The sequence below is a fragment of the Streptomyces sp. So13.3 genome, assembly GCF_005860785.2.
Taxonomy (GTDB): domain Bacteria; phylum Actinomycetota; class Actinomycetes; order Streptomycetales; family Streptomycetaceae; genus Actinacidiphila; species Actinacidiphila fildesensis.
Genome location: NZ_CP048835.1, coordinates 6,836,669 through 6,859,770 on the forward strand (window position 1 = coordinate 6,836,669; position 23,102 = coordinate 6,859,770).

Annotated in this window: 17 protein-coding genes and 2 pseudogenes; 10 read left to right on the top strand and 9 right to left on the bottom strand. The window is 71.3% G+C overall.

What is annotated here, in order from left to right; translation table 11 throughout:
- The first annotated feature begins 19 nt into the window (after positions 1–19).
- The 3 genes and pseudogenes from C8250_RS30665 (at position 20) to C8250_RS30675 (ending at position 5,110) form a co-directional block, all read left to right on the top strand.
- Entirely contained in the window at positions 20–1,951 is a 1,932-nt protein-coding gene (locus tag C8250_RS30665; RefSeq protein WP_187145037.1) for a hypothetical protein, read from the top strand.
- A 523-nt stretch (positions 1,952–2,474) separates the two neighbouring features.
- Positions 2,475–4,022: pseudogene (locus C8250_RS30670) on the top strand (serine protease); the annotation flags it as partial.
- A gap of 131 nt (positions 4,023–4,153) precedes the next feature.
- Positions 4,154–5,110 carry a bifunctional riboflavin kinase/FAD synthetase gene (locus C8250_RS30675; protein WP_138357432.1) on the top strand — a complete coding sequence of 319 codons (957 nt, stop codon included), beginning with the start codon at positions 4,154–4,156 and terminating at the stop codon, positions 5,108–5,110.
- A gap of 10 nt (positions 5,111–5,120) precedes the next feature.
- Here C8250_RS30675 and C8250_RS30680 read toward each other — a convergent pair whose 3' ends face one another.
- From C8250_RS30680 to eccE, 8 genes and pseudogenes are all read right to left on the bottom strand, one after another.
- Positions 5,121–5,786 carry a response regulator transcription factor gene (locus C8250_RS30680; protein WP_138357402.1) on the bottom strand — a complete coding sequence of 222 codons (666 nt, stop codon included), beginning with the start codon at positions 5,784–5,786 and terminating at the stop codon, positions 5,121–5,123.
- Complete coding sequence (locus C8250_RS30685) at positions 5,783–6,952, bottom strand: sensor histidine kinase (protein ID WP_232485860.1); 1,170 nt, start codon at positions 6,950–6,952, stop codon at positions 5,783–5,785. The genes C8250_RS30680 and C8250_RS30685 overlap by 4 nt, the downstream gene beginning before the upstream one ends.
- Before the next feature lie 73 nt (positions 6,953–7,025).
- Positions 7,026–7,850 carry an ABC transporter permease subunit gene (locus C8250_RS30690; protein ID WP_138357403.1) on the bottom strand — a complete coding sequence of 275 codons (825 nt, stop codon included), beginning with the start codon at positions 7,848–7,850 and terminating at the stop codon, positions 7,026–7,028.
- Positions 7,847–8,779, bottom strand: coding sequence for an ATP-binding cassette domain-containing protein (locus C8250_RS30695; protein ID WP_138357404.1), 933 nt, complete (start codon positions 8,777–8,779; stop codon positions 7,847–7,849). The genes C8250_RS30690 and C8250_RS30695 overlap by 4 nt, the downstream gene beginning before the upstream one ends.
- A 268-nt stretch (positions 8,780–9,047) precedes the next feature.
- Positions 9,048–10,743, bottom strand: a pseudogene (locus C8250_RS30700) (MinD/ParA family protein); the annotation flags it as partial.
- 112 nt (positions 10,744–10,855) lie between these two features.
- Entirely contained in the window at positions 10,856–12,424 is a 1,569-nt protein-coding gene (locus C8250_RS30705; RefSeq protein ID WP_187145039.1) for an SCO5717 family growth-regulating ATPase, read from the bottom strand.
- Positions 12,425–12,744: 320 nt separating this feature from the next.
- Positions 12,745–13,485 (bottom strand): hypothetical protein, encoded by a 741-nt coding sequence (locus C8250_RS30710; RefSeq protein ID WP_138357434.1) that lies wholly within the window; start codon positions 13,483–13,485, stop codon positions 12,745–12,747.
- A gap of 11 nt (positions 13,486–13,496) precedes the next feature.
- Entirely contained in the window at positions 13,497–14,735 is a 1,239-nt protein-coding gene (eccE, locus tag C8250_RS30715; RefSeq protein WP_244809459.1) for a type VII secretion protein EccE, read from the bottom strand.
- Between the two features lie 222 nt (positions 14,736–14,957).
- Between eccE and eccB the strand changes: the two genes are divergently transcribed.
- The 3 genes from eccB (at position 14,958) to C8250_RS30730 (ending at position 18,582) form a co-directional block, all read left to right on the top strand.
- Complete coding sequence (gene eccB / locus C8250_RS30720) at positions 14,958–16,472, top strand: type VII secretion protein EccB (protein ID WP_138357406.1); 1,515 nt, start codon at positions 14,958–14,960, stop codon at positions 16,470–16,472.
- Positions 16,473–16,564: 92 nt separating this feature from the next.
- Complete coding sequence (locus C8250_RS30725; protein ID WP_138357407.1) at positions 16,565–16,999, top strand: hypothetical protein; 435 nt, start codon at positions 16,565–16,567, stop codon at positions 16,997–16,999.
- 53 nt (positions 17,000–17,052) lie between these two features.
- A complete protein-coding gene (locus tag C8250_RS30730) occupies positions 17,053–18,582 on the top strand; it encodes a hypothetical protein (protein WP_138357408.1) in 1,530 nt (509 codons plus the stop codon).
- Positions 18,583–18,701: 119 nt separating this feature from the next.
- Here C8250_RS30730 and C8250_RS43780 read toward each other — a convergent pair whose 3' ends face one another.
- The gene (locus C8250_RS43780) at positions 18,702–18,926 is read right to left on the bottom strand and encodes a hypothetical protein (protein WP_244809944.1); all 225 of its coding nucleotides are present in this window, start codon (positions 18,924–18,926) and stop codon (positions 18,702–18,704) included.
- Here C8250_RS43780 and C8250_RS30735 point away from each other — a divergent pair.
- From C8250_RS30735 to C8250_RS30750, 4 genes are read left to right on the top strand one after another with little or no spacing between them, the layout of a single operon-like run.
- Positions 18,819–19,991 (top strand): S8 family serine peptidase, encoded by a 1,173-nt coding sequence (locus tag C8250_RS30735; RefSeq protein WP_244809875.1) that lies wholly within the window; start codon positions 18,819–18,821, stop codon positions 19,989–19,991. The two genes, C8250_RS43780 and C8250_RS30735, sit on opposite strands and share 108 nt — an antisense overlap.
- A gap of 36 nt (positions 19,992–20,027) precedes the next feature.
- On the top strand, positions 20,028–20,636 hold the full coding sequence (locus C8250_RS43785; protein ID WP_244809461.1) for an SseB family protein: 609 nt from the start codon (positions 20,028–20,030) through the stop codon (positions 20,634–20,636).
- Positions 20,633–21,304 (top strand): hypothetical protein, encoded by a 672-nt coding sequence (locus C8250_RS30745; RefSeq protein WP_138357410.1) that lies wholly within the window; start codon positions 20,633–20,635, stop codon positions 21,302–21,304. Before C8250_RS43785 ends, C8250_RS30745 begins: the two co-directional genes overlap by 4 nt.
- A complete protein-coding gene (locus C8250_RS30750; protein WP_138357411.1) occupies positions 21,304–23,073 on the top strand; it encodes a putative T7SS-secreted protein in 1,770 nt (589 codons plus the stop codon). Before C8250_RS30745 ends, C8250_RS30750 begins: the two co-directional genes overlap by 1 nt.
- Positions 23,074–23,102 lie beyond the last annotated feature (29 nt).

Below are 23,102 nucleotides of genomic sequence, written 5' to 3' on the forward strand. Positions count from 1 at the left end.
CCAGCGGGGAGGTGCGCGGATGGCGGTGCGGCCCTGCGACGGTGACGATGCCTTGGTGCGGGTGTGCGATCTGGCCGGGCGGCCGCGCGGTACCGGATTCCTCGCCGATCTCGGCGGCACTCTCCTGACGAGTCACGAAGCCGTCGACGGACTGGCCCGGCTGGTGCTGCACGCCCCCGGCGACCAGGTCTGCCTCGTCGGTGCGGACGCGATCACGCCGCTGCCGGAACTGGGACTCGCGCTCGTCGCGACCGAAGGCATCAGTCTGCGGCCGCTGCCGGTCGCCGTCTCCGGGCCCGCGCACTCCGAACGCCGGGTGCGGCTGCGGGCCCGCGGCTGGACGGACGCCGTCGTCGTCGGCACCGCGTCCGTGACGTACACCGCGACCGACCGATTCCATCTCCTGGACGAGGTCTACGAACTCGCCCTCGACAGCCCGGAGGTGCTGCGGGTCCACCCGCAGGCGTCCGGCAGCCCCGTGATCGACGCGGAGACCGGAGCGGTGCTGGCCGTCATCGCCACCGCACTGCACGCCGGGCACCGGGCCGGCGGCTTCGCCGTCCCGCTGCGGGCCGGGTCGGGGCCGCTGGCGGAACTGCTCGCCCGCAACGCCGCCACCGTGCCCGCCTACGGGCCGCACCTCAACCTCGCCGGCGCGCTGCAGTTGACGGCCACCTCGGTCGGTTCCGCGGCCGTACCGCGCGAATGGCGTGAGCCGGTCGCCAGGCCGGGGACCGAGGACGAGCTGCGCGACTTCCTCAGCGGGGGAGGGGACCGCGGACCGCTCGTCCTGGGTCTGGTCGGCGACCCCGGCTGCGGGCGCACCACCGAACTGGCGGCGCTCGCCGCACGCCGCGCCCGGGGCGCGGAGCCCGCCCCGACGGTATGGCTGCGCGGCGCCGAACTGCGGCCGGGCGACGGCGGGTTGAAGGACGCGGTGGAACGCTCGCTGCGCACCGCCGCGCGGATCGTCTCGGCGGCGGCCGGCGACAGCAGGGGCGAGGCGCCCGTCGCGTCCCCCGACGCGGTCGCGGACCTGGCCCGGTCGGCGGGCCGGCCGCTGCTCGTGCTGCTCGACGGTCCGGAGGAGATGCCGCCTGTTCTGGCGCACGCGCTGCCCGACTGGACGGCCGGTACGGCGAGTTGGCTGCGGGCGGGCGGCGTCCGGCTGGTCGTGGCGTGCCGCCCCGAGTACTGGGAGCAGGCGGGCGCCCTGTTCCCCGCCGGGATGCTCCATGTGCCCGAGGAGGCGCCGGCCGTACCGCCCGGCGCCCCGGCCCGCGCGCTGCCGTTCTGCGTCCGGCTCGGCGACCTCCCGGAGCGGCAGGCCGGCCGCGCCAGGGCCCGGTACGGCATCCCGCCCGGGGCGCTGGCCGCGACCGACGCCGCCCATCCGCTGGCCCTGCGGCTGTTCGCCGAGATCCGCGCGGCCCTCCCGGAACCGGCGGTGCCCGACCCGGTGGGAACGCCCGCCGCCGAGGACGCCGTGCCCGGCCGTGCGGAGATCTTCTCGGCCTATCTGGACCTGGTGTGCCTGCGGATCGCCGTCCGGCTGACGGCGGGCGCCGAGAGCCCCGCCCGGGGGACCGCCGTCCGGCGGCTGGCCGCCCGGGTCGCCGGGCAGGTGCACGAGGCGGCGCGGCGCTGTCTGGGGCCCGGCCAGGGCGAGCTGGACCGGGAGTCCTTCGAGGACCTCTTCCCCTGGCGTACGGGCTGGGCCTCGGCCGTCCTCACCGAAGGCCTCGTCGTCCCGGCCGGAGCGGGATACCGCTTCGCGCACGAGGAGTTCGCCGACTGGCTGCAAGGGCTGCACCTTGACCTCGACGAGGCCCTGTTCGCCCTCGTCCACCGGTGGTTCGCCGCCCCGGCGGGCGCCGCGGAGGCCCCGGTCCGGCTGCCGTCGCGCCCCGGGGCCCGCGCTGGTCACGCCCCGGGCACACCGTGCCGCTAAGCCTCCGGTCGGCCCCGCCGCCGCTCCGCACTCGCTTCCGGTGCCCCGCCACCGCATCGGCCCCGTCATCCAGTCCCTGCTGCTCACCGCCCGCCAGTCCGGCCCCACCGCGCTCGCCCGGCATCTCGAAACGCTGATCCACGCCCTCGACCAGCAGGCCGCGGAACCGAGCCGCCTCGCCGCCCCGCCAAAGCCGCAGACGCCACCCCGGACACCGCCCTGGCCACCTGTGGTCGGGGAGCCGGAGGGAGCGTCGGAGGGGGAGCCGGACGCGGCAGCCGCCCCGGCTCCCGCCCTGATGGACCGCCTCATGGACCGACCCGCGTTCGACGATCCGCCGGCGGACGAGGCGGATCTCGACGCGGACACCGTCCCCAACCGGCGGCCCGGTGCGGGGCGCGCGGCGGTACCGCCGCCCCGGAGTCCGGTCGCGCCGGGGCCGGCCCCGGCGGCGGCCCCCGAAGCCGGTCCGAGCGGAGAGTCACGGCCACCCCTGCCCGCGCCGGAGGCGGCCCGGCGGGCGGACGCCGTGTGGTGGGCGGCGCATCTGCTGGGCGAGGTCCTGCTGCGGGTGCCGGACGCCGGCCAGTACCGGGGTGTGCTGCGGCTGCTGGCGGAGCGGATCACCGTGCGGTCGATCGAACGCGGCGGGTTCGGTCCGCAGGGCCTCGGCGGCCTGGCGGAGTTCGGTCCGTGGTTCTGGCGGCGGCTGGAGCTGCCGCTGGGGGAGCGGCTCGACCTGCTGCGGCTGCTCCTGCCCGCCGACGGCCCACCCCCGCAGAACCCGCAGAACCCGCAGAACCCGCATCCGCAGAACGTGCACGGCGTCCCGGGCTCGCCGGGTCCCGCCGAGCGCTTCCTCCCGACCGTCGGGGAACTGCTCTGCGACGCCCCGCGCGCCGCGCTGCCCGTGATCTGCGGCTGGTTCGGCGACGACCGGCCGCTGCAGACGGACACGGCGCTCAAAGGCCCGCGCCCGACCGTGGCCGCCGCCGTCCAGGCGCTGCTGCACACCCACCGGCACCGCGCCGTGGACGATCTGACCGAGGCGCTGGTCGAAGCCGCGCACCCCGGCGCCGATGAACTGCTGGCAGCCCTCGCGGAGGACGAACCGTCGGCGGTCTGCCGCGCCGTCGACCGCTGGGCCCACGAGGAACGGCCCGCCCGGCACGTCGCCGCCGCCGCGTACGGGGTGCGCGCCGCGCCCTACGTACGGTCCGACGCCGACCGGGAACTGCTGCGGTACGCGGCGCTGGCGATGCTCGCCCGCACCGAGGACTGCACGCTGCACGGAGCGGCGCTGGCCCTCCTCGTCCGCGACCCCGCGACCCGCTCCCGGCACCTGCCGGCCGCGCTCACCCACTTCGCCGCGGGCGATCCACAGCTGCCGGCCGGCGCCCTCGCCGCCGCGCTCGCCTCGCATCCGGAACCGGTGCTCGCCGCGTTCCAGGCCCGGCTGCGGGAGCCGGGCGCCGGCGCCGGCGAGGTGCTGCGCGAGCTGGCGGCGGTGACCACTCCCGCGCTGGCCCGCCGCGCGGCCGGCCTCGTACGGGACCATCTGCGGCACCGGCCGGAGGGCGCCGTCCATGCGGCGGAGTTCCTCGACCGGCGGCTCGAGCAGGGCGCCTCCGCCCGCGCGGTGGTGTTTCCGCTGGTCGTGGAGTTGCTGCGGGAACACCCGCCGGAGGTGCGGCGCGCGGTCGCCCCGGTGCTCGCCGCGCCCGGCAGCCACATCTCCCGGCCGATGCGCCAGGAACTGCTCGACGTGGCCCTGGAACGCGAACGGGACGCCGACGTCCTGGACGCGCTGCTCGGCGCCGCAGCGGACGGCTGCGCCCGCCGCCCGCCGCTGCTCACCCGCGATCTCGTGCACCGTCTCGGCCTGCTGCTCGGGCGCACCCCCGAAGGCGCCGCGCACTTCGACCGGCGGCTCGTCCAGCTCGCCGCCGCCTCCCCGTGCTTCGCCCGGCTGGTCCGCGGCTGGCTGGACTCCGACGGCGCCTGGGACGCCGTCATCGGCCCCAGCGCCCGCCGGCTGTGCGAACAACTCGCCGTACCGTCCACCCCGTAGGGGCAGGTCGCGGCCCGTGCCGCGGGCGCGGCGGCGGGGCCGGTGGCTGAGCCCGGCACGGGGACATGGCAGGCTTGGACCCGTACAGGCATACACAGCTATTCGGTACGACGATGAAGCGGAGCGTCAAGGTGCAGCGCTGGCGGGGCTTGGAGGACGTTCCCGGGGACTGGGGACGCAGCGTCGTCACCATCGGCTCCTACGACGGCGTGCACAGGGGGCATCAGCTGATCATCGGGCGCGCTGTCGACCGCGCCCGTGAGCTGGGTGTCCGGTCGGTGGTCGTCACGTTCGATCCGCACCCGAGCGAGGTCGTCCGGCCGGGCAGCCACCCGCCGCTGCTGTCCGCGCACCACCGCCGTGCCGAGCTGATGGCGGGACTGGGCGTCGACGCGCTGCTCATCCTTCCCTTCACCGCGGAGTTCTCGAAGCTGTCGCCCGGCGATTTCGTGCGGACGGTGCTCGTCGACGCGCTGCGCGCGAAGCTCGTCGTCGAAGGCCCGAACTTCCGGTTCGGGCACAAGGCCGCCGGTGACGTCGAGTTCCTCTCCGCGATGGGCCTGAAGTACGACTACGAGGTCGACGTCGTGGATCTGTACGTGCGCGGCTCCGCGGGCGGCGGCGAGCCGTTCTCTTCGACGATGACGCGCCGGCTGGTCGCCGAGGGCGACGTGGCGGGCGCGATGGAGATCCTGGGCCGTCCGCACCGCGTCGAGGGCGTCGTCGTCCGGGGCGCGCAGCGCGGCCGCGAGCTGGGCTTCCCGACGGCGAACGTGGAGACGCTGCCGCACACGGCGATCCCCGCGGACGGCGTGTACGCCGGCTGGCTGCACGTCGACGGCGAGCCGATGCCCGCCGCCATCTCGGTCGGCACGAACCCGACCTTCGACGGCACGGCACGCACGGTCGAGGCGTACGCGATCGACCGCGTCGGGCTGGATCTGTACGGGCTGCACGTGGCCGTCGACTTCCTCGCGTATCTGCGGGGGATGGAGAAGTTCGACTCGATCGACGCGCTGCTGGTGCGGATGGCGGAGGACGTGAAGCAGTCCCGCGAACTGATCGACGCGGCGCCGACACCCGAGTAGCGCCGTCGGCCTAGGACGGTCTGATCAGCCGGGTCTCGTACGCGAAGACGACCGCCTGTACGCGGTCGCGCAGCCCGAGCTTGACCAGGATCCGGCTCAGATGGGTCTTCACCGTCGCCTCGGCGAGGTGCAGACCCGCGGCGATCTCCGTGTTGGACAGCCCGCGGCCGACCTCGACGAGGACCTCGCGCTCCCGGGCGGTGAGCCGGCCCAGGCGCTCGTCACCGTCCGCCGCACCGGTTCCGGCCGGGAGCTGGTGGGCGAAGTTCTCCAGCAGGCGGCGGGTGATCCGTGGCGCGACGACGGCGTCGCCCGCGGCGACCGAGCGGATCGCGGCGAGCAGCTCCTCGGGGAGCGCGTTCTTGAGCAGGAAGCCGGAGGCGCCCGCCCGCAGCCCCGCGAAGGCGTATTCGTCCAGGTCGAACGTGGTCAGGATGAGCACCCGGGTCTCCGGGCAGGAATCGACGATCCGGCCGGTGGCCTCGATCCCGTCCGTGCCGGGCATCCGGACGTCCATCAGCACCACATCGGGCCGCAGCGCGAGGGTGAGGCGGACGGCCTCGGCGCCGTCGGCGGCCTCGCCGACCGGCTCCATGTCGGGCTGGGCGTCGAGGACCATCGTGAAGGCCATCCGCAGCAGCGGTTCGTCGTCGACGAGAAGCACCCGGATCGTCACAGCGCACCGTCCCCGTCCTGGGGAGGATTCAGGGTGAGCACGGCCGAGACCCGCCAGCCGCCGTCCGGCTGCGGGCCCGCGTCGAGCTGCCCGCCGTACGCGGCGGCCCGTTCGCGCATCCCGGGAATCCCGTGCCCGGACGCGGTAGGGGACGGATCCGCGGTCGCGGGCGCGGCGGGGCCGTCGTCGGTGATGTCCACCCGGACGGAATCGGGGGAGCAGCGCACCCGGACCTCGGCACGGGTGCCGGCCGGGGCGTGCTTGAGGGTGTTGGTCAAGGCTTCCTGTACCAGTCGGTAGACGGTGAGTTGGGCCGCCGCGGTGGCCGCGGCCGGGTTTCCGCTGACGCTCAGACGGGTCGGCAGTCCGGCGGCGCGCACCTGTTCGGCGAGCGGCTCCAACTGGGCGATGCCGGGCATGGGATGGCGCAGCGCGTCGGGTTCGTCGGCGCGCAGCACCCCGAGGAACCGGCGCATGTCGGTGATGGCCTGCCGGCCGGTCCCGGACACCTGCCGCATCGCGGCGGCCGCCTTCTCCGGGTGCCGCTCCTGCGCGAAGACCGCGCCGTCGGCGAGCGCGACCATCACCGACAGGTTGTGCGTGACGATGTCGTGCATCTCGCGGGCGATCCTGGCTCGTTCACCGGCCACCGCGAGCTGCGCCTGCTGGTCGCGCTCCCGCTCCAGCCGTCCGGCCCGGTCCTCCAGCGCGGCGAGGTAGGCGCGCCGGGTGCGCACGTTGACCCCGGTCACGGCGGCGGCGATCACCATCGCCGACAGCGCGATGAACGACTGGGTGGTGCGTCCGTGCGTCGCCCAGGTCAACGAGGCCAGCAGAGCGCCGAGTTCGAGCACGCCGACGGCCGACAGCGTCCGGAGCCGGGAGGAGTGGGCGGCCACGGTGTACAGCGCGATGAGCAGCGCGACATCGGCGGGCAGCGGGGCTCCCGCCAGCCATTGGAGGAACGCGACCGCCGCCATGGCACCGAAGACGGCCAGCGGGGCCCGGCGCCGCCACACCAGCGGGATCAGCAGCAGCCACTGGAAGACCACGAGGGATGTCGAGCGGGACAGATCACGGTGAGCCAGGCCCGCCGTCGCGAACAGCAGCGCCGCGGTGAGCACCGCGTCGACGGCGACCGGCGGCAGCTTCGCCCGCACCAGCAGCCTGGCGCGCCCGAGGTGGGCGCGCCAGGACCGCACCGTCCGCCGGAGCGCGGGCGCGGCGGGCGTCACCGCCTCACGCGTCCCGGCGCTTGAGCGCTGCCGCCGCCGCTGCCAGGGCGACGACCGTGTAGAGACAGAAGACTGCGAAGCCGGTCCATGGGGCCAAGATATGCGGCTCCCGGTGGGCCGCCAGCAGCGCCTGTCCCGCATTGCTCGGCAGGTACTCGCTGATGGACCAGGTCGTCGGCAGCGCCTCGGTCAGCAGCGGCAGCACCATGAGCAGCCCGAAGACGGTGGCGATGCCGCCCGCCGTACTGCGGATGAGGGTGCCGAGCGCCACGCTCAGCAGGCCGACGACGGTGAGGTACAGGCCGGCGCCGAACACCATGCGGGCGGCGCCGGGCGCGCCGAGGGACGTACCGATGTGCTGCGACGACAGGATCGCCTGGCCGGCCAGGAACGCGACGAGCGACGCCGTCGTCATCGCGAGGAACGTCACCGCCGTGTACACGGCGGCCTTCGCCCACAGCACCGGAAGCCGTCGCGGGACGGCGGAGAGCGTCGCGCGGATCATGCCGGTCGCGTACTCGCCGGAGACGACGAGGACACCGAGGACCGCGACGGCGAGCTGCGCGAGCAGGAAGCCACGCACGCTCACCCCGGCCGCGCTGAACCTGAGCTGTTCACCCCGGTCCATATGCGGCCAGCGGTTCGCGCTGACCGCGCAGAAGAGCAGTCCGAGGCCGATCATCACGACCACGGCGGCGGTCAGCGTGACGAGCGTGGACCGCAGGGTGCGCAGCTTGATCCACTCGGAGTGCAGCACCCGGAGCTGGGTGACGTGGCCGCGGACGGCGGGGCCGCTCGCGGCGGCCGGGCGGGCGGGGAGAGTGGTCATGCCGCACGTCCTTCGTGATCTGCGACGGGAGGCGCCTGGTACTCCACGGCGTCCCGGGTGAGTTCCATGAACGCCTGCTCCAGGGAGGCCTGTTGCGGGGTCAGCTCCGCCAGCGCGATGGCGTGGTCGGCGGCGATCCTGCCGATCCGGTCGCTGGTCAGACCGGTTACCTCCAGCACCCCCGCCGCCTCCGACGCCACGGTCACCTCGGGACCCGCCAGCAGCCTCCGCAGCCGCTCCGCGTCATCGGTCCGCACCCGTACCGAGGTGCCCGCCGCGCCGCGGACGAACTCCGCCACGGAGGTGTCGGCGATCAGCCGGCCGCGGCCGATGACGATCAGGTGCTCGGCGGTCAGCGCCATCTCGGACATCAGGTGCGACGAGACCAGGACCGTACGTCCTTCGGCGGCCAGGCTCCGCAGCAGATTGCGGATCCACAGGATGCCCTCGGGGCCCAGGCCGTTCACCGGCTCGTCCAGGAGCAGCGTCGCAGGGTCGCCGAGCAGCGCGCTCGCGATGCCGAGGCGCTGCCCCATACCGAGCGAGAAGCCGCCCGCGCGCTTCCTCGCGACCTCGCGCAGACCCACGAGGTCGATCACCTCGTCGACCCGGCCGCGCGGAATGCCCGTCGTGACGGCGAGCGCCAGGAGGTGGTGGTACGCCGAGCGCCCGGTGTGGATCGCACGGGCCTCCAGCATCGCGCCGACCTCGTGCAGCGGGGCCCGGTGGTCGGCGTAGTGGCGGCCGTTCACCGTGACCCGGCCGGCCGACGGGGCGTCCAGGCCCAGGATCATCCGCATCGTGGTGGACTTCCCGGCGCCGTTCGGGCCGAGGAAACCGGTGACGGCGCCCGGCCGCACGGTGAAGCTGAGGTCCTCGACGGCGGTGCGCTCGCCGTAGCGCTTGGTGAGTGCGTGGGCTTCGATCATCGGAAGGTCCTCGTGGCCGGCAGCGATCGGGGGATGCCCCAACGCTAGGCCGCCGACCAGGGCGCGCACGATGACCCACAGGCGGAACTCCCGGGCGCCCGGCTGCATCCCGGGATGGAACGGGACTACACCCGGTGATGTACGCCGCGGTCCGTTCCCCTGCGCGAAGAGGGTCCCGCCGCTGGTGCGGCGGGACGGTGCTGTGGTTACTGCTCCGCGCTACTGCTCCGAGCTATTGCTGAGGCGGCGGCGGGTAGCCGTAGCCCGGCGGCTGCTCGGGCGGTGCCTGCTGCTGCGGCGGCTGCTGCGGCCAGCCCTGCTGGGGCTGCGGCTGGTACGGCTGCGGCGCCTGCGGCTGGTACTGCTGCGGCGGCTGAGGTGCCTGCGGATACGGCTGGCCCGGACCCTGGGGCGGCTGGCCGTGGAACCCGGGCGGAGGCGGCTGCTGCTGGTACTGCGGCTGGCCCTGCTGCGGACCCTGCTGCTGGCCGGGGACCGGCGGTGCCAGGTGCGGCGGCGGGTTCCCGTCGGCGGTCCACAGCCCCTGCGCCTGCTGCGCGCGGATGAAGTCCTCGGCGACCATCGCCGAGAGGTTGAAGTACGCCTCCCGGGTCTTGGGACGCATCATGTCGAGGTCGACCTCGGCGCCCGCGGCCAGGTGCTCGTCGAACGGGACGACCATCACCCCGCGGCAGCGCGTCTGGAAGTGGGCGACGATGTCGTCCACCTTGATCATCTTTCCGGTCTCGCGGACCCCGGAGATGACCGTGATGCTGCGCTGCACCAGTTCTGCGTAGCCGTGCGCCGACAGCCAGTCCAGCGTGGTGCTCGCGCTGCTCGCGCCGTCGACGGACGGTGTGGACACGATGATCAGCTGGTCGGCCAGGTCGAGCACGCCGCGCATCGCGCTGTAGAGCAGACCGGTACCCGAGTCGGTGAGGATGATCGGGTACTGCTTGCCCAGCACGTCGAGGACCCGGCGGTAGTCCTCGTCGTTGAACGCGGTCGACACGGCCGGGTCCACGTCGTTGGCGATGATCTCCAGCCCGGAGGACGCCTGCGAGGTGAACCGCCGGATGTCCATGTAGCTGTTGAGGTACGGGATCGCCTGCACCAGGTCACGGATGGTTGCACCGGTCTCCCGGCGGACCCGGCGGCCGAGCGTGCCGGCGTCCGGGTTGGCGTCGATCGCGAGGATCTTGTCCTGGCGCTCGGTCGCCAGCGTCGAGCCCAGAGCGGTGGTCGTCGTGGTCTTGCCGACGCCGCCCTTGAGGCTGATCACCGCGATCCGGTAGCAGGACAGCACCGGAGTACGGATCAGCTCCAGCTTCCGCTGCCGCTCCGCCTCCTCCTTCTTGCCGCCGAGCTTGAACCGCGACGGCGTCGCGTTGGCACCGGGCCGCTTCGGCTTCGGCTGGTTCTTCAGCAGCCGGTCCGACGACAGCTCGACGGCCGCGGTGTAGCCGAGCGGCGCGCCCTGCACCGAACGCTGCCGCTGGTCCGGCGTCACCGTCGGCCAGCCACCGGTACGCGGATCGGCCGACGGGTCCTCCGCCGGAGCCGGGTGCTGCGGCTGGACCTGCGGTTGGGCCTGCGGCGGCGCGTACTGCTGGGGCTGCGGCGGCTGCTGTTGCTGCGGGGCCGGCGGCTGGGCCTGCGGCTGCTGTCCCGGCGGCGGGAATCCGTACCCGCCGTGCGGCGGCAGCGGCTGCAACGCCGCACCGGGGTTGGCCTCCGGCGGCAACGGCGCCGCGGGCGGCGGGAATCCGTATTGGCGGGCATGGGCGCGGACGCCTCAGGACCGGGCGCGACGGGCGGCTGCGGGCTCCGCTCTGCGGGAATCCGTAACCCTGCTGGGGCGCCGGCGCCGGGGGCCTGGGCGGGGCGGCCGGGGGCAGCGCCGGGTTGGGCCAGGGGCGCCGGTGGGCGGGCGGCGCGGTCCTCGGAGCGGGCTGCGGCAGCGGCGCGTACGTGCCCGGCTGCGGCTGACCGCTCTGCGGGAACCCGTAACCAGGCTGCGGCGCTAGGCGGATTGGGGCTCGGCCACGGGGCGGCCGACGGCGCGGGGCGCGGTCCTCAGGCACCTGCGGCGCCGGGGAGCGTCTGCGGGCTGCGGGAACCCGTACCCACCCTGCGGCGGCTGCTGCGACACTGGGGCTGGGGCTGCGCTCCGGTAAGCGGGAACCCGTACTCGGGCTGCGGCGCGGGGCCGGTGCCGGGGCGGGGCTCTACCAGGGCGCGGGCGGCGGCGGCGTAATGGTCCTCCGGGCGCGGGCGCCGGTGCGGGTCCTGCGGAGCCGGAGCCGGAGCCGGTGTGGGCGCAGGGGCGGGCGCGTCGGCGGCGGGTCGCGGGAACCCGTAGCCGTCCTGCGCGAGCGGCGGTCGCTGCGCTCCCGTCTGCGGGAATCCGTACGCCGGCTGCGGCGGGGGAGTGCGGTCTTCCTGCCGGTCCTCCGGGACGGGCGCCGGCGCGGGCGCGGTTACGGGTGCGTCGGCGGGCCGCGGGAAGCCGTATCCGCCCTGCGGCAGCGGCGCCGCCGCGCGCGGGGCGGGGAGGTTCGGCGTGCCCGGTCCCGGCTGGGCCGGCGGGAAGCCGTAGCCGGCCGGCGGAGCGGCGGGCTCGACGGTGTCGGACGGCGCCGGGGGAGCGAACGTGTAGTCGGCACCAGGAGGCGTCGGCGCGGACTGCGCGGGAGCCGGCCAGGGCGCACCCGTGGGCGGGGTGGCCCGGTCGTCGGGGAGCGGCGGCGCGGGGGCGTCCGCGGCCTGGAAGTGCGGCGGCAGCGGCGGGACCGCGCTCTGCGGAGGAGCCGGCGACCACGGCGCGACCGGGGCCGGCGGCGGCGTCGGCACCCACACCGGACCCTCGGACGGCGGAGCGTCCACCACCGGTGCCGGCTTCGGCTCCGGCTCCACGGGCGCCGACGGGGTCTCGGCCGTACCCGCTCCGGGCCGCGCGCGCAGCGACCCGGGCGCGATCCGCACCGTCGACTCGCTCCGCACCGCGCCCGGCAGCTCGTCGTCGTCCCGCTCGGGCACCGCCACGGGGGCGTCCGCGGGACGGTCCTCGCCGACGCTCGGCTTGAGCGTCGGGAACGCCGGAACAGCGGAAGCGGCGGGCGCGGGCGCCGCAGCCTCGGCGGCAGCCGGTTCCGGAGCCGCTGCCGCAGCAGGAGCAGGAGCAGGAGCAGGAGCAGGAGCAGGAGCAGGAGCAGGAGCAGGAGCAGGAGCAGGTGCGGGCGCCGGAACGAACGGCACCGATGTCGCCGACCAGGACGGCTCGCTCGCGGCCTCAGGAGCCGGTGACGGCGCCGCGAACGGCGCAGCCGGCGGTGCGGGAGGCGACGAAACCGGGTTCAAGGGCAGCGGAGCAGGAGGAGCGGGCGCCACCGGAGGCGTCACCCGGGCCTCGATCTCAGGCTCGGGCCGGGACTCCTCCACCGCCGCGGGAGCCGGAGCGTCATCGGCACCGGAGCCCGTATCCGGGTCGTCGCCGCTGTCACCGCTGTCGTCCCCACCGGCGTTCTGCATGTACCAGGCGGGCGGCGTGTAGTCGAAGGTGAACTCACCGGTGTAGTCGGCGTCGCCTTGCTCCTCGACAGGGGCGGCCCCGCCCACGCGGTTCTCGTCCCGATCGCTGCTCACAATGCCTCCTGGTATATCTCTGAAACGCATCCGAACGACAGGGACGCACGGTCGGCCGGTTGCTCGCGGCGGACGGGATCGAGGAATCCGGCGTGCTTCACCGTTGATCCCCTCCCCGTGTACCGCAGCAGACCTGCCGCGCCCCGTTCGGGCTGTCTGCCCCCTACAGCTCCTGCCGCTCTGAGGGACAGCCTAATCATCGGTGGCAGTTCCACGGCAGGCCCGCCCTGTCCGCCGGATCTCCGGGAGCCGCGCAGACCTTCGCCCACTGCTCCGGATCCGCCCTCGTCAGCCCGCCGGAGCCGGTCCTCCCTTAGGACCTAGTCCATACGGCGCGGGGTGCCGAGCAGTCCCGTCTCGACATCCGTCGGCTGCAGCATGACGAACTTCTGATGTTGAGATGTACACCACAGCATCATGTTGTCGCCCAAGGACGACAGGGACTCCGCCTCTGCCCGGGGCAGCCGCAGAATCTCGGACAGGACCTGCGCCTCCTCCGGAGAGACCCGCTGGATGCCGACCAGCCCGGCGTTGGCGAGCAGCCGCGGTGCCGTCGGACCCAGGAAGGGCAGGAGTGTCAGTACGGACTGCCACGGCCCGGCCGCCAGCCGACTGCGCGGTGGCCGCATTCCGCAGTCCCTTACGACCAGCACCGGGCTGGAAACCGAAGGACCCTGCGGCCCCACCTGTTTGACGTCGTGCACCGTCATGCACTGCTGTCCGCCACCCGCGGCCTGCGCCAGCCCCGTCCAGGCCTGTGGCCGGGCCGTTTCGACGGCCACACGCGCACCCGTGCCGGCCGTGCGCAGGGCCAGCACCTGCGCTGTCCACACACTGCCGATGACGACGACATCGAGCTGGGAGGGGCGGAAGAACCCGAGTACCGCGGGCTGTCCCTCGGCGTCGACGCCCGCCACGACTCCGTCGTCACCGAGCGGCAGTGACAGCGCGCCGAGCTGATCCGCGGGCAGTACGTGCCGGTCGTGGCGTGGGCCGAGCAGTCCGAATCCCGGCCGCCCCTGTCTGGTCGCAGGCGTCGCGGTCGCGGTCGCGGACGTCATGCCGTTGGCTGTCACCGGGCTCCTCCGAGGGGCAGGGTCGCCAGAACGCCTGGCAGCTGTTCACGATCCAGCCGTACGAGGCCGACCCTGACTCCCCGTGCGGCACGTTCCAACTGCTTCCGCACCGACACCAGTTCCTGGTCGCTGCGTGCGGTCAGCCGGACGTATCCACTGATCGCCGCCGTCCGGCCGGTCCCGCGCGACACCGCCAGGCTGAAATTGCTGGCCAGCGCGGGCATCGAGGTCAGCAGGGCGACCAGATTCGCCGCCGGGACCGCGCTCGCACCCAAGTGCGGCCAGCGGCCGACCCAGTACGTCGTGTGCCAGCGGTCGTCGCAGCGCCAGGCACGGGTGCTCTCCATGGTGCGCCGCAGTGGCACGCCGGCCCGCGCGGCGAGCGCGCTCGCCTGGGGATTCACTCCGGCCGAAGTCGCCAGCGCGGACGTCACCTCCGCCTCCGTCAGCACTGAGGCGTCGATTCCCGCCCCCGCGAGCCGACTCGCCAGCTGGTCCGTGGCGCGCAGCAGCGCCCGCTGCGCCCCGCCGACCCCGCCGCCGCGCGCCTGAACCGCCTCCGGGCACAACTCCGGATCGAGCTTCAACGCGATCCATGTGAGCCGGATCGCCGGTGTACCGGCCTTCTCCTGCAGCGGCCTGTAGGACCGTGCCGCCGCGGCCTGTTCGGGCAGATGCGGTCCGGGCGCGGGCTGCGTGTACTGCACGACCTGCACCGACTCCAGACGGATGTCGTCCACTTCCAGTGCGTCGTGCAACAGCGCCAAAGGCAGCGGCCGCGCGTTGCGTGCCATCCGCAGTGGTTCATCGCGTGCCTGCACCAGCAACAGGGCCGTCAGGAACGTCCCGTCACCCACCATGCCGATATCGCGTTCACGTTGCCGGTCGGTGTACGTACACGTCCGCAGTGCCGCCTCGCACTCGACAACCGGTGCCAGCGCGGGATCCACCCCATCAGGTGCCCACGGCTGACTCGCCGTCCGTTGCCGCGCGCGCAGCATGAGCGCCGCGTTCAGCCACTCCGCGACCGGCCGGCCCCGCCGTCGCAGCACCGCCAGCAGCACCAACACCACTGCCACCAAGCCCATCGGTACGAGCAGGATCCTGTTCGTCGCCCACCCGACCAGCACCAGCGCGGCGGCAATCTCCACCAGCACCACCTGATGCAGCCGCACTCCGCCGATCCGCCCTGGCCGTGGGTGCACGCTCATCACTGCGGTCGTCGCGCTGCTCATCCCCCGGTAAATCCCTCCGTGTTACGGCATTACGGCGTGCGCAAGTCAGCCAACCGTATCGGTACGCCACCTCATGATCCGTACTCGGCCGTACGGCGGCACCTCGTCGGCGCCAGGCCTCTGGTCATGGCCGGATGCGGCGCAGGGGGTCCCCGATACAGCAGGGGCCGAACCCGGCATAGTAAGTGCCGTATTCACGTAAACAGGGGAGAGCGGCAGCGGATGGCTTCACGCAAGGAACAGCTCAACGCCTACACCTTCGCTCGCAAGCGGACCGTGGCAGCGTTTCTGCAGCCGAATCCATCCGGTTCCGAGGAGGGCGCACCACGCCCGCTGCGCGCGCTGGCCCCGGGCATCGTGGTCGGCGCGCTGATTCTTGCGGGGTTCGGCGCCTGGGGTCTGGTCAAACCGACCGCGCCCAAGGGCTGGGACGACCCCGGAAAGAACGTCATCGTCGCCGATGAATCGACCACCCGTTACGTCATCCTCAAGGACGAGAGGACGGGCGAGAAACTCCTGCACCCCGTCCTCAACTTCGCCTCCGCCAGGCTGCTCCTCGACCCACAGGGCTATCAGGTCATCAAGGTCAGGGAATCGGTGATCGACAAGTCGGGCATCAAGCACGGCGCCACCATTGGCATCCCCTACGCCCCCGACCGCCTCCCCAGTCCGGTGGAAGCGGGTCTCGCGAAGAAATGGGCCGTCTGCGACCGACCCGGCAGCGGCGCGGACAAGGTGGCGGACCAGGCGGTGTTCGTACTGGGCGGCGCCGACGCCCGGGCGGTCGACAGCAGCAAACGCCTGGCGGGGAACGAGGTGCTCTACGTAGAGAGCCCGGACTCGTCGCGCTACCTCGTCGACAAGGACGGTACGAGTTTCCCGCTCGGGGGCAGGAACGGACGCACCCTCGGCCGGCAGAAGACGGACCTTCTGCTCCGTACGCTCTTCGGCCAGTCCGCCGAGCCGCAGCGCGTCACCCTGGGGTGGCTCGGTTCCCTCAATCCCGGCAGTCCGATCGTCTTCCCGACGGTCGCGCACCTCGGCGACCCGGCCCATGTCGACGGACTGTCGGCCGCGGAGAGCAGGATCGGCAATGTCCTCGAGGCCACCTCCGCGGCAGGCAAGGAGTACTACGTCGTCCAGAAGGACGGCGTTGCCCCCACCACCGCGTTCACCGCGCTGCTGCTGGAGCAGATGACAAGCCAGACGGAACCCATCCGCACCAGCGTCCCCACCGAAATCCTCCCCGTCTTCACGGGCGCCGGCAGAGACTGGCCCGTCCAGCAGCCCACCCAGGTCAACAAGACCGGCACCTACGATGCCCAGGGCCGCACCGTCGCGTGCTCCGTTCTGCGAGGTACGGCCGGCGCCCGCCCCGAGCTCAGTGTCTGGGCCGGTACCGCGTATCCGGCGTCCATCGTGGACGGAGCCACCAGCGCGTACGTCACCCCCGGGTCCGGCCTTCTCTATCTGGAGATCACCGGCAAGGACCTCAGGAACGGCACCCTCTATCTGACCACCGACACCGGTCTGCGTTACGCCGTCCCTCGTAACAACGACAGCGATGCCGCCGACGGAACCAAGGCCAGGAAGGTGGACGAAGCCGTCAACCAAGCTCAGGCCCGGCTCGGCTACGACTCGGTGACCCCGGATGCCGTCCCGCTCAACTGGTCCGAATTCCTGCCCAAGGGACCGGCGTTGGACACGGAGAGTGCACGGCGGCCGCAGGGCTCGTGACGGGAGGGGCCAGTGCCGCTGTCGTAGCAGCTGGGTAAGCTGCTGAGTCAACGGTGGAATACGGGGAGTGATTTGCCATGCTCGAGCGAGACATGGACATCGGCCTGCAGGATCTGCGTGGCTTCAAGCAACGTGTCGACGGTCTTCTCAAGGATCTCGACGATTCCCAGGCCGCGCCGGACAAGATGGGCGACGGCAGACTGCATCAAGGCCAGATCGGCACCGGGTTCGCGGGCGCCGAGGAACTGATGAGTGCCTACACCCATGTGCATTCCCAACTCGAACTGCTGTCGACGACCATGGCCAATCAGATCGAGGCCATGAGCATCTCCGTCGAAATCGCGCGCGTCGGCTACGAGAACGTCGACATCGATACCCGCAACCACCTTCTCAATTTGAACGATGTGACGAAGAAGTACTACAACCCCGAACTCGACCCGGACGCGCCGGCCACCCGGAAGCCGGCCTCCGTCACCGGCAGCACTCCGCCCACGGAGGACACCTCCGGCGGCGGAGGCATGGGCTGATGCCCCCATCCGTGGACCTGGAACACCTGAACAGCGAAGGGGAGGGGTGAGTCGTGGGAATCTTCGACGGCATTACCGAGGACGCGCACACCGCGATCTACGGCGACGAGTTCGACGCCCGCTCCCATGAAGAAATGCTCGCCATGGTCAAGGACGCCGACCCTGGTGCGCTCACAGCTCTCAGCCAGAAACTCCTGGCCGCGCATGCGGCGATCGACAGCATTGGCAGCGACCTCAACACTCGGGTCGCCTACGTCGACTGGCAGAGCGATGGCGGTGATGCCTTCAAGGAGTGGGGCAAGAGCATCGCCAAGTCCACCCTCAGCCTTGCCGAGTACTCCAGGAGCGCCGGTGACACCCTGGCTGTAGCAGCCGAGACCCTGCTCGCCGTCAAACGCGACATGCCGCCGGTCCCCGCCGACGCCAAGTCCATGGTCGACCTGTACCGAACCGACCTGGTCGCCCAGCACGACCCGGACGGCAAGCTCGCCAACCAGCAGGCCGTGACCCACCTGGAGAGAGCCCGCGAGGGCGCCGTCGACCAGATGAACAAACTGGCGCTGGCCTACAAGTACTCGGCAAGCGTGATCAGCGCCCAGGAACCACCGACGTTCCAGCCGGTGCCTGCACGCATTCTGCCGAAGGACAATCGGCGGTCGGATCTCACGGCGGTGCCCATCGACGGCTCGGGGTCATCGGCGGAGGGATCCGGACGGGAGAGCTCTGACACCGCGGCTTCGAAGACACATCTTCATGCGGGCTCCGACCGCAGCAACCTCGGGCCGATCCCAACCCGGTCGGTTGCTCCAGCGGACCTGGCAGGGAGTCCCGCAGCCGTGTCTGCCGATCCGGGCACTCACATCGCCTCGGCAGGCACGACTACCCCAGTGGCTCCGGCATCCTCGACCCCGCTCACTCACCATCCGTCCGGAGTTGCTGGTGATGTGCCGTCATCGCGCACGTTTGTGCCTCCGGATACGGGTTCTGGCGCTCCTCCGTTCTCCTCTGGTCCGAATGGACGAGTGAACGCAGGCACGCCGTCGCCACGCCTTCCGCAGGCCGCAGGGTCGCCGGCAGGCAGGGGCCCGAGCAATGGTCTCAGGTTGAGGCCCGTTGGCGAATCGGGCATTCATGGGGGGCAGGCGACCGTGCGAGGGACCACGTCAAGCCGCATGATCCCCAAGGGCAACGTCGTCGGAGCGGAGGGCGCTGATCGCCGATCGCCGATGGGTGGGATTCATGGCACCGGATCCGGTGAGCAGGGAGGGACCCGGGGCAGTTCCGGAAGTTCCATGCGCCGACTCGCTGGCCAACCCGGAGGCATTGTGGGCGGGACCCGCAGGCAGGGCGCCGCCATACCGGACACCTTCGCCCAGGGCGCGACGAATCAAGCGGGACGCACTTCGACGGGCGGGACTGCTCCGAGCGGGGTATCGGCAATTACCGGGCGCGCTGTCCCCAACTCCGGAAAGGCGGGCGAGAAGAAGCAGCGACGAAACAGCCGACGTCCTGACTACCTGATCGAGGACGAGCCGGATCGCACGCAACGTGATAACGATTCAGGTCCTCCGGTCGTCAAGTGACCCGACGCGGAGTCGTGAGGGACACCGAAAGAAGGAATATGCGACGACACCGGGTTGGTTGGAGGCAGCGCGCACTGACTGTGGGTTCAGTCGGTGGCGCCGCGTTGATCGGATTCGTATCAGTAGCTGTACCGGCACACGCGGAGTCGATCCGGAGTCAGGAATGGCACGTCGAAGCGATGGGCCTTGCCGCAGCATGGAAGATCAGCGAGGGAAAGGACATCACGGTTGCCGTCATCGACAGCGGTGTTGACCGGACTGCGCCCGACCTCCGCGGACAACTTGTTGTGGGTAGGGACTTCGGCACCAAGCCTGTAGCCGCAGACATCGATCTGGTGGGGCACGGTACAAGCATGGCCAGCTTGATCGCCGGCACAGGTGAAGGTGCTGATGGTTCAGGGGTGGTCGGAGTGGCTCCCAAAGCCAAGATCCTTCCCCTCCGCCTGCCGGACAACGAGGGTGAGAAGATCGGCGCCGCCGCAAACCCTGAGTTCTACTCCGAGTTGGTCAAAGCCATCCGTTACGCAGCGGACAGCGATGCCCGTGTCATCAGCATCTCTTTGGGCGACTCCGGGATCGGGGACGCAGCCCAGCATCAAAGCCTCCAAGAAGCGGTAGATTTTGCCCGATCCAAGGGAAAACTGATCTTCGCCGCTGCGGGAAACAGCGGCGACGGAGGAAGCCCCGTCGAGTACCCGGCGGCCACACGTGGCGTTGTCGGCGTCGCGGCTCTCGGGAAAGACGTGAAAGCGATCCCGACGTCCACCAAGGGTCCGCAGGTTGATCTCTCTGCTGCAGGAAACGAGATCATCGGGGCCTGCCCCACCCAGATCGCCGCGTCCGGGTACTGCAAGGGGACCGGTACGAGCCCCTCCACGGCCCTCGCGTCCGGCTCCGCCGCCCTCCTTTGGTCCGCCCATCCCACCTGGACCGCCAACCAGGTTCTGCGTGTCCTTCTGAACACTGCCGGTGCGCCCACCAGTGGGGCCAAGCGCAACGACTCCATCGGCTACGGCGCCGTCCGCCCCCGGGTTGCCTTGCAGACACCCGGCGACCCCGGTGCACCGGACGTGTATCCCCTCGCCGCATACGAGGCCCAGACCGCGCCGAACAGCCCGGTCCCCTCGGAGAGCGCAGCCGCGCCGGCGCCGAGCGCGACTGCTCCCGCCGCCCAGGCGGAGGCCACGTCGGACGCCTCCGACAGCGGCAACACCGTCCTCTGGTTCGGATTCGGCGGCGCGGCCGTCGTCATAGCTGCCACCGCGGTGCTGGTCGTCCGTAACCGGAACCGCCTCGCCGCCCCACCAGGCCCGCCTCCGGCACCTCCGTACGGCTCCGCCCCACCCCCGACGTACGAGACCAACCCCCAGCACACCTGGCAGCAAGGTCCACCCGCCCCGCCGCAGTAGTAGCCATACGACCGACCCACGGGAGAGAGGCCGACGATGACCAGCCCTGACTGGACCGGAACCCACCATCCACCGGCCTCCGGCTCCATCGCACGGCTCACCACGGCCTCCGGGGATCCGAATCACCAGGCGAGGCCCGACCGCCCCACGCGGTTGTCCGACATCGTGCGTGGGGCCGGTAGCGAGCAGCAGGCTCCTGATGCAGGTAGGGCGAGTTGGCGAAGGCTCGCCTCGGCAGAGGCCGTGGAGGCCCTGACCTGCGAGATGGAGGGCATGTATCGCGGAAACGGAGACCCGACCGCGCTGGTGGATGCGTTCCGGCGGGCTGCGGTGCTGGTGCCGGTGACCGGCGGCGGTCTGTGGTCGGCGGCGATGGGCGGAGTGCGCTGGATCTATGGGTTCTCCAGCGAAGTGGCGCTGGCGCGCTTCGCGTTGACGCAGGAGACATCGGAACTCTCCGATTGGGAGTACATGACCGTTTTCGGGGCACGGTTGCTGGACGTCGTGATTCCGGCAGTGCAGGAACCTGCGGGAGTGGCCCTGGACGTGGGGAGCGACCGGCCCATGATCTTTCCACCGGTGATGGGGATCGTGCCGAATGCCGTTGCGCTAGACGCCCGCGCGGGTGAAGGGATGTTCCGATGAGTACGGGCGGCGAGGATCTCGCGGTGGACTCTGCGGCCCTGGCACTGGCCGCCCAGGGCCTCAACGGGGCCATCGGGGAGCTGAAGTCTCTGGGGACGCAGGGGTCGGCGGACACCGGGCGCGGTTTCGGCGATCTGGCGTTGACGGGAATGCAGCTTGGCCACAGTGGTCTGACCTCCGCCTTCGGCTCGTTCTGCGGACGTTGGGAATGGGGAGTACGCACGCTGGTGCAGGAAGGCAACGAGTTCGCCGAGCGACTGGGTCTGTCGGCGGGCATCAGCCATGACGAGGACCAGTACATCAAGGACACGTTCAAGGTCGTCACGAATGCCGCGATGGGGAATCCCAACTTGACCGAGGAGCAGGTCGAGGGGATGTCCTGGGATCGGGTCAAGGCGGACAACCCGATCTCGGACTGGCAGCACCCCGACTTCAGCGCCAAGTCCGTCGAGCAGGCCCAGCACGACATCGGGCAGACCTGGAAGGACACCGGGCGGGACCTGTCCAACGGTCCGATGGGATTCAACCTGTACGAACAGGTCGCAAAGGCCACCGGACACGAGGACGATGTCGAGGCCGCGCGGGACCAACTGTTCGGACCGTCGCCCGAACAACGGCAGCAGCAGGCCGAGACCGGGGTGCGGACACCGCCCGGGGGCGAAGGCTGATGGGGGCTTTCAGTTGGCTCGAGGACAAGGTCGATCAGGCCGGGGACGGCCTCGAACACCTCGTCGACTCGGGGAAGAAGGCGGCCGGAGAGGGCGCCGATTGGGCAGCACACCGGGTCGGCGACGGCTTGGACTACGTCGGACTGCACGACGCGGCCGACGCGGTAGAGGACTTCGGTGACGATCTCGCCGATGACCTGGGCGCCTCCGTCGCCGAGCAGCAACTGGGTCGGAGCGAGGAGCCGAAGGAGCTGATCCATGGCGATCCGAAGGCGATCCAGGAGACGGCTGGACACCTGAGGAAGTTCGGCAGCTCCTTCGGCGATGTGCATCGTGGCCTGACCCGCCTGGACCCTGGAAATTGGCAGGGAGAAGGTGCGGACGCCTTTCGGGTGAAATTCGAGGCACATCCGAAGAAGTGGCTGCAGGGAGCGGACGCCTGCCTGCAGGCGGCTGAGGCGCTGGGACGCTTCGCGGACATCGTGGACTGGGCACAACGGCAGGCGCAGACGGCGATCGACACGTACCGGCAGGGAAAGGACGCCCACAAGAAGGCGGTGGACGCATACAACACGAAGGTCGGCGCCTACAACACGGACCTCGCCTCCTACCAGCACCTGGTGAACGGGGAAGGCGATCCGGGGAGACCTCCGGTCGCCCCGGATCCGTTCCACGACCCGGGTGCCACTGCCATCGCCGAGGCGAAGGAAATCCTGACGGAAGCACGCCGACAACGTGACGCGGTGGCCGACGAGGCGCGGATCGCCATTGATGCGGCGGCAGAACTGGCGCCGGCCAAGCCGGAATTCACCGACCGCATGAGCGGCGATCTCCAGGACGTCCTCGTCCAGGGTGAGGTCGAGGCCCTGCACTACGGCGGCGGCCTGGTCCGCAGCGTCACGGACGCGACGAAGTTCGTCCGGGGTCTGAACCCGTGGGACACGTACAACGTGACGCACCCGGCGGAGTACCTGACGCATCTGGATTCGACCGTGGCGGGTCTGGTCACCATGGCGTACCACCCGGAGCGGCTGCCGCAGGCGATCGTGGGCACCGGCTGGGGCGACGACCCTTCCGAGTCCGGAGGACGACTGACCGGAAACCTCGTCATGGCCCTGGCGACAGGCGGCACCAGCACCGCAGCCACCGCCGCCGAACGCACGGCCATGGCCGCGGGGAGAGACGCCGCCGAAGCGGTGGCGGAGCGAGGTGCGGTCAAATCCGGGGTGCCTGCCGCAATCCCCAAGGCATGGGATGACCTGGCCCAGCCGACGGAACACGTGACGCAAAAGGCGATCCACGCCGATTCGGTTGACGCGGCCACGGCGCGCGAGTTCGTGGACGATCAGTATCCTTGGCTCAAGGATATGAACTCTGATCGCTACGAAGCAAAAACTCCTGGCTATGTCGACAACTGTTCCAACAATGTTATTGCTGTAGATCAGAGACTGGACGGCCATGAAGTGTCAACGGCGCCTCTGCATGAGCCGCGATGGCCGGACCCGAAGGCGCTCGGTAACCCGGATGCCGCATGGCAGAATGTTGGAAGCTATGACGATATTATCGGTGATATGGGAGCCAGGGGTGAAGGATCGAGAGGAATTGTCTATGTAGAAAGACAGAACAAGACTGCGCACGTCTTCAATGTTATTCATGACAGTCATGGCGTTGTGTTTTTGGATGGCCAGACCGGCGCGCTGGGTAGATTGGAGGAGTTGAATAATTCGGAATGGGGCGTCAAGAGTATTAAATACATGCCTTACAAATAGTGTTTCTGGCACTGAAGAGAGGATTGAGC